Annotated in this window: 18 protein-coding genes; 16 read left to right on the forward strand and 2 right to left on the reverse strand. The window is 40.8% G+C overall.

Annotation, left to right across the window (positions count from 1 at the left end; all coding sequences use genetic code 11):
* Window positions 1-75: 75 nt before the first annotated feature.
* The 3 genes from lepB to ilvB all read left to right on the forward strand — a co-directional run bounded on the left by lepB (window position 76) and on the right by ilvB (window position 3,316).
* Complete coding sequence (lepB, locus tag LEPBI_RS03890; RefSeq protein ID WP_012387807.1) at window positions 76-1,113, forward strand: signal peptidase I; 1,038 nt, start codon at window positions 76-78, stop codon at window positions 1,111-1,113.
* The gene (locus LEPBI_RS03895; RefSeq protein ID WP_012387808.1) at window positions 1,110-1,337 is read left to right on the forward strand and encodes an AtpZ/AtpI family protein; all 228 of its coding nucleotides are present in this window, start codon (window positions 1,110-1,112) and stop codon (window positions 1,335-1,337) included. Before lepB ends, LEPBI_RS03895 begins: the two co-directional genes overlap by 4 nt.
* A 257-nt stretch (window positions 1,338-1,594) precedes the next feature.
* Window positions 1,595-3,316 (forward strand): biosynthetic-type acetolactate synthase large subunit, encoded by a 1,722-nt coding sequence (ilvB, locus tag LEPBI_RS03900; RefSeq protein WP_012387809.1) that lies wholly within the window; start codon window positions 1,595-1,597, stop codon window positions 3,314-3,316.
* Window positions 3,317-3,368: 52 nt separating this feature from the next.
* Here the strand turns inward: ilvB and LEPBI_RS03905 are convergent, their stop codons facing one another.
* Together LEPBI_RS03905 and LEPBI_RS03910 are read right to left on the reverse strand one after the other, a co-directional pair.
* Window positions 3,369-3,716 carry a P-II family nitrogen regulator gene (locus LEPBI_RS03905; RefSeq protein ID WP_002975072.1) on the reverse strand — a complete coding sequence of 116 codons (348 nt, stop codon included), beginning with the start codon at window positions 3,714-3,716 and terminating at the stop codon, window positions 3,369-3,371.
* Window positions 3,717-3,721: 5 nt separating this feature from the next.
* Window positions 3,722-5,011, reverse strand: a complete 1,290-nt coding sequence (locus tag LEPBI_RS03910) for an ammonium transporter (RefSeq protein ID WP_012387810.1) — start codon at window positions 5,009-5,011, stop codon at window positions 3,722-3,724.
* A gap of 328 nt (window positions 5,012-5,339) precedes the next feature.
* On the opposite strand from LEPBI_RS03910, the gene LEPBI_RS03915 reads away from it, so the two are divergent.
* The 13 genes from LEPBI_RS03915 (at window position 5,340) to LEPBI_RS03975 (ending at window position 16,319) form a co-directional block, all read left to right on the forward strand.
* Window positions 5,340-5,825, forward strand: coding sequence for a glutathione peroxidase (locus LEPBI_RS03915; RefSeq protein ID WP_012387811.1), 486 nt, complete (start codon window positions 5,340-5,342; stop codon window positions 5,823-5,825).
* Window positions 5,764-6,249, forward strand: coding sequence for a MarR family winged helix-turn-helix transcriptional regulator (locus LEPBI_RS03920; protein ID WP_420804582.1), 486 nt, complete (start codon window positions 5,764-5,766; stop codon window positions 6,247-6,249). Before LEPBI_RS03915 ends, LEPBI_RS03920 begins: the two co-directional genes overlap by 62 nt.
* A gap of 337 nt (window positions 6,250-6,586) precedes the next feature.
* On the forward strand, window positions 6,587-6,967 hold the full coding sequence (locus LEPBI_RS03925) for a hypothetical protein (RefSeq protein WP_041769957.1): 381 nt from the start codon (window positions 6,587-6,589) through the stop codon (window positions 6,965-6,967).
* The gene (atpB, locus tag LEPBI_RS03930; RefSeq protein ID WP_411711854.1) at window positions 6,936-8,015 is read left to right on the forward strand and encodes a F0F1 ATP synthase subunit A; all 1,080 of its coding nucleotides are present in this window, start codon (window positions 6,936-6,938) and stop codon (window positions 8,013-8,015) included. Before LEPBI_RS03925 ends, atpB begins: the two co-directional genes overlap by 32 nt.
* A 48-nt stretch (window positions 8,016-8,063) precedes the next feature.
* Entirely contained in the window at window positions 8,064-8,348 is a 285-nt protein-coding gene (gene atpE, locus LEPBI_RS03935; protein WP_002975055.1) for an ATP synthase F0 subunit C, read from the forward strand.
* Window positions 8,349-8,350: 2 nt separating this feature from the next.
* Complete coding sequence (locus LEPBI_RS03940) at window positions 8,351-8,875, forward strand: F0F1 ATP synthase subunit B (protein ID WP_012387816.1); 525 nt, start codon at window positions 8,351-8,353, stop codon at window positions 8,873-8,875.
* Complete coding sequence (gene atpH / locus LEPBI_RS03945) at window positions 8,872-9,435, forward strand: ATP synthase F1 subunit delta (RefSeq protein WP_012387817.1); 564 nt, start codon at window positions 8,872-8,874, stop codon at window positions 9,433-9,435. The genes LEPBI_RS03940 and atpH overlap by 4 nt, the downstream gene beginning before the upstream one ends.
* On the forward strand, window positions 9,432-10,946 hold the full coding sequence (gene atpA / locus LEPBI_RS03950; protein WP_012387818.1) for a F0F1 ATP synthase subunit alpha: 1,515 nt from the start codon (window positions 9,432-9,434) through the stop codon (window positions 10,944-10,946). Before atpH ends, atpA begins: the two co-directional genes overlap by 4 nt.
* An 11-nt stretch (window positions 10,947-10,957) precedes the next feature.
* Complete coding sequence (gene atpG, locus LEPBI_RS03955; RefSeq protein ID WP_012387819.1) at window positions 10,958-11,827, forward strand: ATP synthase F1 subunit gamma; 870 nt, start codon at window positions 10,958-10,960, stop codon at window positions 11,825-11,827.
* A gap of 21 nt (window positions 11,828-11,848) precedes the next feature.
* A complete protein-coding gene (atpD, locus tag LEPBI_RS03960; RefSeq protein WP_012387820.1) occupies window positions 11,849-13,255 on the forward strand; it encodes a F0F1 ATP synthase subunit beta in 1,407 nt (468 codons plus the stop codon).
* 5 nt (window positions 13,256-13,260) lie between these two features.
* Window positions 13,261-13,641 (forward strand): ATP synthase F1 subunit epsilon, encoded by a 381-nt coding sequence (gene atpC, locus LEPBI_RS03965; protein WP_012387821.1) that lies wholly within the window; start codon window positions 13,261-13,263, stop codon window positions 13,639-13,641.
* 47 nt (window positions 13,642-13,688) lie between these two features.
* Entirely contained in the window at window positions 13,689-13,985 is a 297-nt protein-coding gene (locus tag LEPBI_RS03970) for a polysaccharide biosynthesis/export family protein (protein WP_012387822.1), read from the forward strand.
* Between the two features lie 9 nt (window positions 13,986-13,994).
* Window positions 13,995-16,319 carry a prolipoprotein diacylglyceryl transferase gene (locus LEPBI_RS03975; protein ID WP_012387823.1) on the forward strand — a complete coding sequence of 775 codons (2,325 nt, stop codon included), beginning with the start codon at window positions 13,995-13,997 and terminating at the stop codon, window positions 16,317-16,319.
* Window position 16,320: the final 1 nt, after the last annotated feature.

Genomic DNA, 16,320 nt, shown 5'->3' on the forward strand with positions numbered 1-16,320 from the left:
CGAAAATAGTACAAGTCTTTTGCGCTTTTTTTCCCCCTTTCTTGACAGAAATTTCGAATTCCTTAGTTTCGAACCATGGGATTATTTTCCTCCATCTTTCAGACCAAATCAAAATCAGAATCCAAAGAACCAGAAAAAGAAGGGGCTGCTGCCTCAGGGATTTCCTTTGGAATCATTGTTGTTCTCGTATTTGCTTTCAAATCATCCATATTAGATGCAAATAATATCCCCTCAGGATCAATGATCCCTACATTAAAAATTGGGGATTTTTTATTTGTGAATAAAATGCGTTATTCATTTCGAATGCCTTTTACAGAAAAGGAACTCTTTCGCATAGATGACCCAAAACGCGGTGACATTGTAACCTTCATACCACCTGCCACAGCTCTTGGCCAAGAAGAGTCACGTTCTGGAATTTTTGCAAAACGATTTGTCAAACGAGTGATTGGGCTTCCTGGAGATACCATTCGGATCACAAGAAAATTCATAGAAACAAAAGATCGTGGTAGAGTACACTTCGCACTTGTTGAATACAAAGAGAAGGGAAGTTCTGAATTCAAATCGTATGAACCAAAGGAAGTGCCGATCGGAAAAGAACTTTCTGATTTGGATAATTTAGAAGCCACACAAAGGGCTTTGTTCAAAGAAGTTAAACCTGGTTTTGAACATTATATTTTGGAAGGATTTGAAGACGACCGAAGGGCTCATATCTTTGAATACTGCGATTTTTTACATGGTTGTGAAATCCCAGAAGGACAGTACATGGTGATGGGTGACAATCGTGACGATTCTCATGACTCAAGGGCTTGGGGGTTTGTCAAACGAGAGGATATTTTAGGTAAGGCACTCATTATCTATTTTTCCATCGATTGGAAAGATTCGACCTGTGAATACAAAGATGGGCAAGAGTTGGCTGAAAAAGGACCGGAAATTGCGGAACGATTTGAAGGAGATGCTTTGGATCGCCGATGCCATTATTCCGAAGTTTTTTCTTCACATAACGCGCGTTACCTAGGAGAAGAGTCTAGGTTTGGTTGGATTGAAAGAACACTCCGTTACCGACTTTGGAGATTAAGCGTTCGATTTGACCGGATCGGCCGCATCTTACAGTGACCATCGACCCCAAAAAACAATCTCCTAACCAAGGGGACAAATCACCTATGGCCATGGCGGGTGCTGGATTTGAGTTTGTCTCCTCCATCACTCTCTTTGTCCTCGTTGGGTATTATTTGGATGACTATTTAAAATCAGAACCATTATGGCTTTTGGTTGGATTTTTTTTGGGGTTTGTTTTTGCGTTTTATTCCCTCATCAAACGTGCCAAAGAAAACGAATGAAGGAAACAATCCAAATAAATTCTTGACAATTCCATTCTCTCCAAAATAAAAGAAAGTGACTATGGGAAATAAGGCTAAATCAATCACGATTGGATACAATTCCAACCTTGAGTTCGGTATGCCTTCTTATACCCTTACCACTGTCGTCCTCGTCGTCGTCTCCTCAACCATACTTAGCTTTCTGTCATAATCTTCTTTAGTTTCCTCGGTCGACAGAAAGCAAATGTCGACGGGGGAACCATCAAAGGAGACATGTTATGTGGGAAGAAATCACTGTTAGTCAATATATCATACAATTCTTAGAAGCGAAAGGAATCCAAAAGATTGCGGGGGTTCCTGGTGGAACGATTTTGCCACTATACGAATGTTTGGCGGCATCCAATATCCATCACATTCTAGCAAGGCATGAACAAGGTGCCGGTTTTATTGCGCAAGGTATGGCCAGAAGTTCAGGGGAAATCAGTGCTGTTTTTGTTTCCTCTGGACCTGGGGTTGCCAACTTGATCACGGCCATTGCTGACGCACATCGAGATTCGGTTCCCGTTTTGATCTTTTCAGGACAGGTTCCATTGGCATTAAAGGGAACAGATGCGTTCCAAGAATTGGACACTGAATCAATGGTATCCTCAATTGTGAAAAAAATTTATGCCATTGAAGATCCAACTCAAATCCCAATCGTTCTCAACGAAGCCTATGCACTCGCAATGGAAGGAAAAAAGGGTCCTGTTTGGATTGATTTGCCAAAAGACATCCAAATGAGCAGGATCTCCATTTCGATGGAGACTTTCTCAAATGAATTTTCAATTCAGAGACATTTTTCAGTTGAGACAGAGAATTCGATCGAAGCGAACTCTCATTCAATCCATGAATTTTTAAAACAATGGAACGAGTATTTATGCCAAGCAAAGTTTCCTTTACTCTATATTGGTGGAGGTGCCAAAAAAGAATACAAACGTTTGCGTGAACTCGTGAATCAGTATCAAATACCGGTTGTGACAACACTCATGGGTCTTGGGATATTTGAAAAAGAGGATCCCTTGTATTTAGGTATGATGGGAATGCATGGAACCATTGGTGCGAATGAAGCTCTTGGCGTATGTGATTTACTCATTGCGATTGGTGTTCGTTTTGATGACCGGGCAATTGGAAACAAAGATACATTTTGTCCGGATGCAAAAATCATTCATATCGATATCGATGCAAATGAAATTGGAAAAATTAGAAAACCAAATTTGAGTATCAAAAAGGATATCTCAGATTTGATTCCATTTTTACTTGAGGATCGACTTCACAATGAATTCGCTTACCTAAAAAAATCTAGGAATGAACCAATTTTGAACCAAATACAAACTTGGAAACAAATACCTGAATCACATCCTGCGAAGGAGTTAATCCTTGGATTGGCAGAAAAGATTCCCAATGAAGATCATTTTATCCTGACTGATGTGGGGCAACACCAAATGTGGGTAGCACAGTACTATCCATTTTCAAAACCAACACAATGGATCACTTCTGGTGGCCAGGGAACGATGGGTTTTGGATTGCCAACATCCATTGGTGTGTCTCTGTCCCATCCAACGCATCCAGTGTATTGTTTCACTGGTGATGGCTCAATTATGATGAATTTACAGGAGTTAGCGACACTCAGAGAACAAAATCTGAATGTAAAAATCATTCTAATGAATAATGAACACTTAGGATTAGTGAAGCAACAACAGGATTTGTTTTATGGGAATGTTTATTCTGGATCGCAGTTTCATTTTCATCCCAACTTTTCTATGTTATGTGCAGCGTTTGGGATTCCTTATTTGCTTTGGGAGAACGATCAAAATCAAGATCAAGATCACTTACAAACTATTTTAGCACAAAATGGTCCGAGCTTCGTTGAGATCAAAGTACCATCTGAATGGGGAGTGTATCCATTTGTTCCTGGTGGTAAGTCCAATCAGGAATATATTTTAGAATTGGTAAAAACGTAGAGCATATCTCCCATAGAATCCAATGGATTTTATGGGAGATAAGTTGATTCTTTTAAATCGCTTTGTTTCCTCGTTCACCACTTCGAATGCGAATCACTTCTTCAAGAGGCATCACAAAGATTTTGCCATCTCCGATTTTGCCTTCCGGTCCTGTTTTAGCGGCCTTTAAAATGGCATCTACAGTGGGTTTTACGAATTCATCATTCACAGCAATTTCCAACCGTACTTTTCTAAGTAGGTTGACTTGGTATTCATGTCCACGGAATACTTCTGTTTTCCCTTTTTGTTGGCCATACCCTTGGACATCACTCACTGTTAGGCGATAGATTTCGTTTTTGGTTAGTTCATTTTTAACTTCTTCCAGTTTGTGTGGTTGTATGATTGCAATTACTAATTTCATATTTTTTACCTGATATCGTATCCTTTTTCACCATGGATCTCTTGGTCGAGGCCCGTGATTTCTTTGTCTTCTTCAATTCTAAATCCAATTGTTCTCTCAATGATGAGAGCAAGTATGTAAGAAACAACAAAGGAATAAAAACCAGTCGCGATGACACTGATCAATTGTGCGATCATTTGGCTTTCAAATGTCATTCCCTCTGCCAATTCTAATGCAAAGATACCTGTTAGAATGGCGCCAAGTGCCCCACCTGCACCATGGATTCCAAATGCATCCAAGGTATCGTCATATTTCAATTTTCCTTTGAGAAGGATTGCCAAATAACAAACTGGTGAAACAAGGACACCCATGATCAATGCACCTTTGATCCCTACAAAACCAGAAGCAGGTGTGATTACGACTAGACCTGCTACAATTCCAGAGGCTGCTCCGAGTGCGGTTGCTTTTTTTGTATGGTACCATTCAATTAACAACCAACTGGCGCCTGCGGCCGCAGGTGCAATTAGTGTTACTAAAAATGCTCTTGCTGCTAAACCATTGACTGCAAGGCCAGAGCCTGCATTAAAACCAAACCAACCAAACCACAACAAACCAGATCCAAGGAGCGTATAAGTCATGTTATTTGGATGAGTGAGAAGACCAGGATCACCTTTTCGTTTGCCTATGACTATTGCAGCGGAGAGTCCAGCTATCCCTGAAATTAAATGTACGACAGTTCCCCCTGCAAAATCCAAAGCATTCATGTTGAATAACCATCCAGAATCTGCCCAAACCCAATGCGCAACGGGATCATACACTAACGTAGACCATACGAGTATAAATAATATATAAGCAGATAGTTTAATTCTTTCGGCGATTGCCCCAGATATGAGAGCAGGAGTGATAAGAGCAAACATACCTTGGAATAAAAAGTGTACATAAGTAGGTATGGATCCTTTTGTTGAATTCAAATCGATTCCATCTAAGAAAGCTAAATCAAAATTCCCTATATAAGGATTTTCACCTGAGAATGCAAAGCTATACCCAAAAATTGTCCATTGCAATGTCATTACAATCATGGCAACAAAACTATGCATCATCGTTGATAGAACATTTTTCGATCGAACGATTCCGCCATAAAATAAAGAAAGCCCAGGGATCATAAAAAAGACCAAAGCAGATGAAACTAACATCCAGGTAGTGTCTGATTTATCGATTGGATTGACCGTTCCTGTTTCGCCCTCTGCCAAAAGGATATTTGGTAAAAGCAACAGAAAACCAAACAAAACAGGTCGTAAGACCATTTGTACATTCATAGTATACTCCAAAGTAACTAGATTCGATTTCCGAAATAAAATTCGTATTATTAGGAATTGGGTAGAGTTTGAAAGCGAGTAAAAATCGTAAAAACATGAACTTTTTTTAAGAAAAATAGAGGGATCTGCATTGGGATTTGTCAATGGCGATGGGATATGGTAAGCGGTTGGCATTGGGAGGCGGGTCTAGTTCCCCACCCATATCAGGGCGGGGTGAACCAATTCGCAAATTTTTCAGAATTTGTTTGTATTTTAATCAGAACTTCAAATAAAAAGATTGAACAAAATTAAATTGTGCACAATCTAATTTACAACAACGGAGAGTAACATGGCGGAAGAATTTTACAATATTAAAGTGAAACGTGGATCGGAAGAGATTCCTATGGAACAATTTAAAGATAAGGTATTGTTGATTGTGAATACCGCAAGTCAGTGTGGCTTCACTCCACAATATAAAGGCCTGCAAGAAACTTATGATCGTTGGAAAGGCAAAGGTTTGGAAATTTTAGCTTTCCCTTGTAACCAGTTCGGAGAACAAGAACCTGGCTCCGATGCAGATATAAAATTGTTTTGTGAAAAAACATTTTCTACAACTTTCCCAATCTTTTCTAAGCTCGAAGTGAACGGTCCAAATACGGATGCACTTTATATGCATTTAAAAAAGAATGCACCAGGAATTTTTGGTTCTCTTGATATCAAATGGAATTTTACAAAGTTCTTAGTCGATAAAAATGGAAAGGTTGTTAAAAGATATGCACCGATTACAAAACCTGAAGCAATCGAGAAGGATATCGAAAAGCTTGTCCAAGGTTAAATCATCGAAAGAAGAGGTTCTTTTGTTGAAGAACCAAATTTGTTTTTCGATGTATTCCTCAATGCATCGATTGATGAAACTCTATCGTCCGCTTCTTGCGGACCTAGGGTTAACTTATCCGCAATACCTGGTTATGCTTGTTATGTGGGAAGAGAAAATTTCGACTGTCAGTAAAATAGGGGATAAACTCCAACTGGATTCGGGAACCTTGACACCACTCCTTAAACGTTTGGAACAAATGGAACTATTGGATCGAATGCGAAATCCAAACGATGAACGAAGCGTGAATATCGTATTATCAAAAAAAGGAAAATCCTTACGCGATAAAGCGAAATTGATTCCTGAAAAAATATTTTGTTTGTCGGGGATCGAAGAAACGCAAGCGAATCAATTGAAAGTGATTTTGGATCATATTGGATACTAGAAGTCTTTGAAATTATAATTGGACGTGAAAGAAACTTACTGTTTGGCGGATTAGATATCACAGATCAACTTTGTTCCCTAAATAACTCCAATGTGATCCATTTTGTCCGAGATTGCAATGCATCTGACTTAATTGCATTAATATGAACTTTTATCCAAAAAAAAAATTGTAATTCAATTAGTGGTTCCTTGTTCAGCAAACATGTGATATATGGAAGCCATTGGGTGGCGGGTGGATAACCCCACCCAGTTCGATACGGGCGGGGATCTATACCATCCTACCACCCATCCCCCCAATCCGACTTGCCCCCAAAACCACACCAATCCATCGTGAACCAATGGATCTAAACTCAATCAATCTCAAACGATTCCATTTGCATTATTTCACTTATTTAATCCTTGTATTGATCCTAAGTCTCCCCCTAACTTTAGGTTTGGTGGCGGATGGTTATCGTATCATCTTCTATTTTGGTTCTGCCATTTCCTTTTCCGTGCAAATGGCTATCTTACAATTACGATTCCTACCATCAAAAATCCCTGCTTTGTCTGAGTCGGGCTTCCCCTTTTTTACGGTATTCCTCTCCTTTTTTCTAAATCTGGGCATTTTGACTGCCTTTCAGGTCTTAGAGTACCCTTTTGAGGCAACTTCTGGATTTTTAATTGCCTATTTCGTCCACCTTCTTTTCCTTGTATTTGCGAGCTATTTCAGTGGAAAATAAGTCTAAATATCGGTTTTTTTTATCATTTTTATTAGTTTTTTCCCTTAGTTTTACGAATGTTTTTGCAAACGATTCGGAAGGGCACAGCTCTGATGAGGGCTTCGATTTCAGCGAAGTGATGGCGCACCACTTAGGTGATGCTCCCATCTTCCCTCTCAACTTCGGTGGCACAATTGTCACAGAAGGCCAACCTGGTTACGATGCGGAAAACCATGATGTGTTTGTGAACCACGATGGAGTGAAGTATCACTACGTTGGTGGACTTGACTTACATATCACCAAACGAGTGACCATGATGTGGATTGCTTGTTTCTTTATGTTTCTCGTTTTTATCCCAGCGGCAAACCTGATCTCTAAGAACCCAAAAAAGGTTCACAATAAATTCACATCAGGTGTAGAAGCATTTGTAAGTTACTTAAAAGAAAACGTTGTGGACTCCTCACTCGACCACCACGGACATTCGTATTACCACTACATCTTCTCATTGTTTTTCTTTATCCTTTTCTGTAACTTGTTTGGCCTCATCCCATCGGTTGGTGAGCTTACAGTTGCCGCATCGGATGGACTTGTTGCTCTTGGTGTTATGGACCACACACCCCACGCACTCCATACATTCGGAGAAGTTTGGTCAGGCATCACACCAACAGGGGACATTAGTGTTACCCTTTCACTTGCATCCATTACCTTACTCACTATTTACGGAACCGCATTCTCTTACCAAGGGATCTCCTTCGTAGCCCATGCTGTTCCTAAGGGTGTTCCTCTTTTACTATGGCCACTCATGTGGGCATTGGAATTTATCGTAACTCACATCGCTCGCTCTTTTGCGTTAACGATGAGGTTACTAGCCAATATGACAGCAGGACACGTTATGATCCTTGCGTTACTTGGGTTTATTTTTATGAGCGAAAGTTGGCTCATTGCACCTGTATCTGTTCTCAGTTCAGTGCTCATTTACTTTTTAGAACTACTTGTAGCATTTCTACAAGCGTTCATTTTCTCACTGCTCACAACCGTCTTCATCGGAACTGTGATGCATAGACATTAAGATTGGTTTTATTTATATTATAAAACACACAGGAGTGAAACGAAAACAATGGAATTCGGTTTAGGATACATCGCAGTAGGACTCGCAGCAGGACTTGCATTACTTGGTGCAGGAATCGGTATTGGTAGAATTGGTGGATCAGTGGCAGAAAGCATTAGCCGCCAACCAGAAGCAGCGGGAAAGATCCAACTCGTTCTTTACGTAGCAGCAGGTATGATTGAAGGTGCAGCACTTTTCGCAGTGGTAATCGCTCTTCTTATCGCGCTCAAACTCAATGGCTCAATTGACAAAACAATTGGTGCTGGTGCCACTAAAGTAGAACAAGGACAATAGTCTTGGTACTCCTCGCGGCTTCCGGCTTCAATTTGCTGAAAGTCAATCCGGGTCTGGTCATCTGGACCCTGGTCACTTTCTCAGTTGTTGTCTTCGTTCTTAAAAAATTTGCATGGGACAAGATCCTTCATGCTCTCGAAGAACGTGCTTCCGGCATCCAAGGTGATATCAACAAAGCAGAATCTCTTCGTGTTGAAGCAGAAAAGTCTTTAAAAGAATACAAAGACCAACTCTTCAAAGCAACAGAAGAAGCACACAGAATTGTCGATGAAGCTAAGAAAGATGCAGTTGCTCTCCGCACAAAGTTGACGGAAGAAGCACACAATGAAGTAAAAGGAATCAAAGACAGCGCTGTTCGCGAAATCGAACTTGCCAAAGGCAGAGCTTTGTCTGAAATCCAAAACCAAATTGTGGAAATGTCCGTTCTCATCGCGAGTGAGATCTTGGAGAAACAATTGAAGAAGGAAGACTATGCTTCCTTTGTCGAAAAAGAGATCGCAAAACTCGATAAACTTAAAATCAAATGAGTCTGAACCAAATTTCAAAGGTTTACGCAACGGCACTTTTGGAGTTAGCACAAGAAGCTAACTCACTTGAGTCAACGGAAGAGGAATTATCAAGCTTAGTTGGTGTTTTCTTTTCCGATGACACAATACGCCATTATTTTCTTTCTCCGTTAGTTGATCCTTCTGAGAAAGAACAAACTGCCGCAAAGTCAGTTCAAGGAAAGGCATCAGAAATTGTTGCCAATTTCATTACTCTTGTGGTTCGAAAAAATCGTTTCCTTTACCTAAAGGACATTTTGGAAGATTACCGATCAGGTGTAGACCGACTTAAAAATCGTAGTTCACTTCGTATCGTTTCCAAAGATTCATTAGGAAAAGAAGCAGTAGATCAAATCACTAAGTCCATCTCTTCCAAGTTCGGACGCGAAGTTCGTGTCACAGAACATACGGATCTTAACCTCATCGGTGGATTCAAAATCTATATAGACGACTTTTTAATCGATGCCTCAATCCGTGCAAAACTTGCCGGAACCCGTGAGGCTCTCCTCCAAAAGAAAATCCCAGTCGGAGCATTTGAATGAAAATTAAAACAGACGAAGTAACGTCGGTACTAAAACAAGAAATTAAAAACTTCAAGAAAGACCTCCAAGTAGAAGAGGTTGGAACAGTTCTCGAAGTCGGGGACGGGATTGCGCGGGTTTACGGACTCACAAACGTAATGTCAGGAGAGCTCGTTGAATTCCAAAATGGAGTTCGAGGCCAAGCCTTCAACTTAGAAGAAAATTCAGTTGGGGTTGTTATCTTTGGTGATTATATCAAAATTGAAGAAGGTTTTTCTGTAAAACGTGTGGGAAAAATCTTCGAAGTTCCAGTAGGACCAGAACTTCTTGGTCGAGTGCTAAACCCACTTGGGGAAGTGATCGATGGAAAAGGCCCCTTAAACGCAAAAAAAACAAGACCAGTTGAGTCACCAGCTCCTGGGATTGCGATGAGAAAATCAGTTCACGAACCAATGCAAACAGGGATCAAAGCGATTGACGCAATGATTCCAATCGGTCGTGGACAACGAGAGCTCATCATTGGGGATCGCGGAACAGGAAAAACTTCCATCGCGATCGACACGATCATCAATCAAAAAGGAAAAGGGGTCATCTGCGTTTATGTAGCGATCGGTCAAAAAGCATCTACTGTTGCTTCCACCATCGAAATGTTACGCGAAAAAGGGGCATTAGAATATACGATCATCGTATCGGCTAACGCATCGGAACCTGCTCCTATGTTATACATTGCACCTTACTCTGGTGCGACGATGGCTGAATACTTTATGTATGAAGAAGGGAAAGCAACACTTGTTGTGTATGATGACCTTTCGAAACAAGCAGTAGCATACCGCCAAATGTCACTTTTACTTCGCCGCCCACCAGGTCGTGAAGCATACCCTGGTGACGTATTTTACCTTCACTCTCGTCTACTTGAAAGAGCAGCGAAACTCGATGATAAATTTGGTGGTGGGTCTATGACTGCACTCCCTATCATTGAAACACAAGAAGGGGAAGTTTCTGCCTACATTCCAACAAACGTAATCTCCATCACCGATGGTCAGATCTACCTCCAATCCAACCTGTTTGCATCGGGCCTTCGCCCTGCGGTGGACGTGGGGATTTCTGTATCACGAGTTGGATCTGCTGCACAAATCAAAGCGATGAAAAAAGTTGCAGGAACTCTGAAGTCAGACCTCGCACAGTTCCGTGACTTGGAAGCGTTTGCACAGTTAGGAACAGAACTTGACCCAGTGACACAAGCACAGCTGGATCGTGGTTACCGAGTTCTTGAAATTTTAAAACAACCAAACAACTCTCCAACGCCTGTAGAAGAACAAGTGATTTCCATCTTCGCTGTAACAAAAGGATTTATGGATGTGGTTCCTACTGCAAAAGTAAGAGAATTCGAAGCGTTTCTTTTGAAAACAATGAGAGAGCAACACCCAGAAATTTTGGAAGAGATCAGAACTGCTAAAGAAGTAAAACAAGAAGCAGCTCTGCAAAAAACAATCAAATCGATTGTAGAACATTTTTTAGCAAAGAATAATTAAGGGGAAAGATCTTGGCGACACCGCGTGAGATAAAAAAGAGGATTAACTCGGTTAAAAACACGAGAAAAATCACTCGAACCATGGAGATGGTCTCCACGGCTAAGGCAAAAAAAGCCACTAACAAAGTGAATGCGGCAAAACCATATGCCGACCTTACACGAGAGTTGGTTTCTTCTTTGTCTAGCCTTGCTTCGATCATCCATAGCCCTTACTTAAGGAAGCCGGATAAAATCCGTAAAGTTGCTATCCTTGCTATCGCCGCAAACCGTGGGTTATGCGGTGGTTTTAACTCCAATTTACTTCGTATGGTCAAAAACCGTATTGAGGAGTTGAAGTCAAAAGGTGTGGAGGTGGAAGTCCACGCTGCAGGGAAAAAGGCGATCTCTTTCTTTAAATTCGCAAAAGTTGAATTGGTAACATCCTATACCAATATCGATGATAAAGCGGGAAGCAAAGAAGCAAACGACCTTGCATCTTATTTTATGGAACGTTTTGCAAATGAGTCGGTGGATTCAGTTGAAATCATCTCCACTCATTATTATTCCGCGGCAAACCAAAAACCTGAAACTACAACTGTCCTCCCATTACAAATGGAAGAAACAGGATCGAAAGGTTCTTCTGGGCCGGAAGTATTATACGAACCAGATCCAAAAACCATCTTAGAAAACTTGTTACCAATGGTGATCAAAACTACTTTTGTGAAAATCATCTTGGAATCAGTCGCTTCCGAACACATTGCACGTAGAGTGGCGATGAAAGCGGCGACTGATGCAGCTGGTGAAATGATCAAACTTCTGACTCGCGGATACAACCGAGTTCGTCAGGCAAAAATTACGCAGGAAATTTCAGAAATCGTAGGGGGAGCGGAAGCCATCTCCTAACAAAGGTCTTTCGGAGTATATATGAATAAAGGTAAAATTAAACAAATCATCGGTTCAGTAATGGACATCAGTTTTGAATCCGGGAATATGCCTGAGATCTACAATGCCGTAGAGATTCAAACAAAAGTAAACGGCAAAGACGTAACAATTACTGCAGAAGTGCAACAACACATTGGAGACAACACAGTTCGTGCCATCTCCCTTCAATCCACAGACGGATTAAAAAGAGGTTTAGAAGTGACTGATACAGGAATTCCAATTTCTGTTCCAGTCGGAACAAAAACTCTTGGTCGTATCTTTAACGTTCTTGGTGAAGCAATCGATGAACTCGGTGATCTTCCAAAAGACGTTAAAAAAATGCCAATCCATAGAAATGCACCTACTTACGAAGAAATTAAACCAAAAACTGAAATCTTTGAAACAGGGATTAAGGTCATCGACCTTCTTGCTCCTTACATCAAAGGGGGTAAAACTGGTCTTTTTGGTGGTGCTGGGGTTGGTAAAACTGTATTAATTCAAGAGCTTATCAATAACATCGCAAAACAACATGGTGGTTTCTCTGTGTTCGCTGGTGTGGGTGAAAGGACTCGTGAAGGAAACGACCTTTGGAATGAAATGAAAGAATCGGGAGTTATCGACAAAACCGTTCTTTGTTTTGGTCAGATGAACGAACCACCAGGTGCTCGTCTTCGTGTGGCTCTTTCTGCTTTGACAATGGCGGAAAACTTCCGTGATGAATCAGGATCCGATATCCTTTTATTCGTAGATAATATCTTCCGTTTTTCACAAGCAGGTTCTGAAGTGTCAGCCCTTCTTGGTCGTATGCCATCTGCGGTAGGTTACCAACCAACTCTTTCCACAGAGATGGGGGGACTACAAGAACGAATCACTTCCACAACACGAGGTTCCATTACTTCCGTGCAAGCGATCTACGTTCCTGCCGACGACTTAACTGACCCGGCTCCTGCAACTGCTTTCACTCACTTGGATGCAACAACAGTTCTTTCACGAGCGATTTCTGAAAAAGGGATTTATCCTGCAGTGGATCCTCTTGATTCCACATCAAGGATCATGAACCCACAAATCGTTGGGGAAGAGCACTACAGCACAGCACGTGAAGTACAAAGAATTCTACAACGTTACAAAGACCTTCAAGATATCATTGCCATCCTTGGTATGGACGAACTTTCTGAGGATGATAAAATCCTTGTGGCTCGTGCACGTCGTTTGGAAAAATTCCTTTCGCAACCATTCCATGTGGCAGAGCAGTTCACGGGTCGACCTGGTAAGTATGTGAAATTGGAAGATACCATCCGTTCCTTCAAAGGAATCATCGAAGGTAAGTATGACTCACTTCCAGAGCAAGCATTCTATATGGTCGGATCGATTGACGAAGTGATCGAAGCGGCAAAACAACTCAAAGGTTAATTCGGATGAGTAAAGAACTGACTTTAACAGTCATCTCTCCAGACAAAATCCTTTACCAGGGAAAGGCAGAATCAGTGATTCTGCCTGGAGCAGTGGGTTATTTTGGAATTTTACCAGGCCACGCCACTTTGGTGTCCCAACTTGATTTTGGGCTCATCAAATTGCACACTGCCGGAAAAGAATTCCGAATCGCCATTGATGGTGGGTTCTGTGAAGTGAAAAATGACCAGATCCGAGTCCTCACCGAAGGTGGGGATTCTGAAGATGATTTGTCTCATGACCACGCCATTGAACTCTTACAGGAAGCGGAAGCACTTCCCACCTCGAAAGAGAAAGAAAATCTCCTAAAGAAAGCAAAAGTTCGCATTTTACTGCACGAACGTTAATTTTTTTCCCCCCTTCTTGCCGAAAATATACCAGAGGGGGATTTCCTTTGAATCCAATCTGGCTACGACGAATTGTATTGTTTGTGGTACTTTTGTCTGGATTGTATTACCTAAAGGAAAACCCTGATTTGCGAAAAAGAATCTATTCGGAAGCACCGATTCGTGTTAAAATTGAGGGACCCGTTGTGAACCCTGGAGTTTATACATTAGAAGCAGGTTCCAACGGAAACGATTTAATTGAGATCGCTGGTGGAACATTACCAGGAGCGCAAATCAAAATGGAGGACAGTATCTTGGAACAGCCGTTAGAGGATGGCCAGGTACTAAATTTGGGAAAACGGTAATCGAGGCGAATGGCGGATCAAGAAAAGAATAAAAACGAAGATCTAGAAAACATCGAACCAATACTCGATGAGGACTCGTTTTCATTAGATTTGGATGATTTCGATTTAGGTGATGATGATTTGGAAGTATCACCTGGTATTGAAGCTCCAAACTTAGATGACATATCCGCTTTTGATGAGGAAGACGATTCCATTTCTGATATGGTTGCATCTTCAGGCGATTACGATGATATACTTGATATCGATTTAGATTCAGACTTAAACTTACTTGGGGAAGAAGACCCGATTTTACATGATGAAGACATTCATGCTGATTTTTCAGACTATGAAGATGATTCCGAAACAGAAACTCCTACGACTCAACCTTCAAAATCTCAAAACAAACAATCCTCCACAATCGATGATGAAGACCTCGAACTAGAATTCGATGACGATTTAATTGATCTCGATAAAGAAATTGAAGCTATACTCAATGGTGAAGATGGAATTTTAACTTCCAAAAAACAAACGACGACTCAAGAAGAGGAAGACGAAGGTCCAATCTCCTTATCTTTAGAAGAGTTAGAAAATATCACAGGCTCACTTCCTGAAGAAGAACATTCAGGTTTACCAGAAAGAGAATTGTCTTTTGAAGATGATTTAGAAGAAGAACATGCGTTAATTGACGAACATTCCGACTTGGATTTAGATTTGGATGATTCTGAAATTGATACAACGCTTGCGTTTGATGAAGAGGGGAAACCTCAATTTGATCTTACCGATTATGATAATGAAGAAACATTCGTTCCTCAAGATGATTTAGGTCCTGGTGGCGAAGAAGAAACTAGTTTTAAAACATTAGTTGATCCTGAGGAAGAAGAATTATTTGGCCACAACAAGGAAGATGAAAATCTTACGCTTTCCGATGAAGAATTGGGAAGTATTCTTGGTGCAGGTGGTGAAGCAAGTTTAGAAGAAACTCTTGCATCAGAAGAAGAATTTTTTACAACGGATGATCATTCAGATCTTCCAAGTTTTACAGATGAAGATAGTGAGTTTGACTTGTTAGGTGGTGAATTCGAGCCTATCGATGAAAAATCAGATGATTCTGATGGAGAAGAAGAGGAAGAAGGTCCACTCACACTTTCTCTAGAAGAGTTAGAGAACATTTCTGGTGGTTCCATTCCAGAAGAAATGGACGAACCAACATCTGACCTTCTCAGTGAAGAAATTGAAGATGAATCCATTACTTTAAGTGCAGATGAACTCGGAAGTATCATTGCAAATGATCCGATCGAAGATGATGAAACAGATGAAGACCATCATGAACTAGATACTGATTTAGGTGAAGATTTTGGATTTGAGTTCGGTGAACCTGAATCAGATGCAGATGAGCCATCCATTGAAGGGCTTGAAGGCGAAATGGAAGGTTTTGAATCTTCTGCAGAGGAAGAGGATGAAGGTCCGATTGCTCTTTCGCTAGAAGAACTTGATTCGATCGCTGCTGATGCGGAAGAAGTTTCTGAAGAAGAATTAGTTGATAGCCTCGACCGTGCTCCTCTTCCTTATGAAGAGGACCTAACACCAAAATCTGATCTTCTGGCAGAAGAGGAAGAAGATGAATCCATTGCCTTGTCAATGGAAGAATTAGAAAACATTACTGCCACTGAAGAAGAGGAAGGCGAAATTACTGAACCTTCCCTTCCAAATTCTTTAGAAGAAGAAATGGAAGACGATGTAACTCTATCTCCTGAAAGTTTGGATGCAATCCTTGGAGAAGAACTTCCTGGCGAAGGATTAGAAGACATCGCCAATTTACCTGAAGAAGAAGAATTCAATCTTTCGGAACAGATCGAAGAAGAGCCGATAAGTGATTTTGATTTAGATTCCATGAATGATGAAGCTAATTCTGAATTCAATATGGAACCGATGGATGACATCGATTTAGTAGAACATGAAGGTGAGTCTGACTTTGGAGATTTGAGTTCAGATTCTTCTGTCGATGATAGTTTTGACTTAACACATGATCTAACGACTGAGGTGAGAACTCCCACACTTGCTTCTGATGATTCTGAAGAGTTTGAAGTGGATCTCGATGAATATGCGATGGAAGGAAAACTTTCGCCTCTGGAAGAACTACGAAAATCAGATGTATCTGCACCAGAAGCAAATAAAGAATCTTCAGATGCATTTACGGAAGCAGGTGGTGACCAATTATCTGTCGGTGATCGCAAAAAAGTCCTCGGTTATTTAGATAATTTACTTGGAAATCTACCAGACGAGGTCATCCGAGAGTTCTCGAAATCACAATACTTCGAGTTATACAAAAAAATGATGAAAGAATTGGAGATATAAA

The sequence above is a fragment of the Leptospira biflexa serovar Patoc strain 'Patoc 1 (Paris)' genome (genome assembly GCF_000017685.1).
In the GTDB taxonomy this organism is placed as follows: Bacteria; Spirochaetota; Leptospiria; order Leptospirales; family Leptospiraceae; genus Leptospira_A; species Leptospira_A biflexa.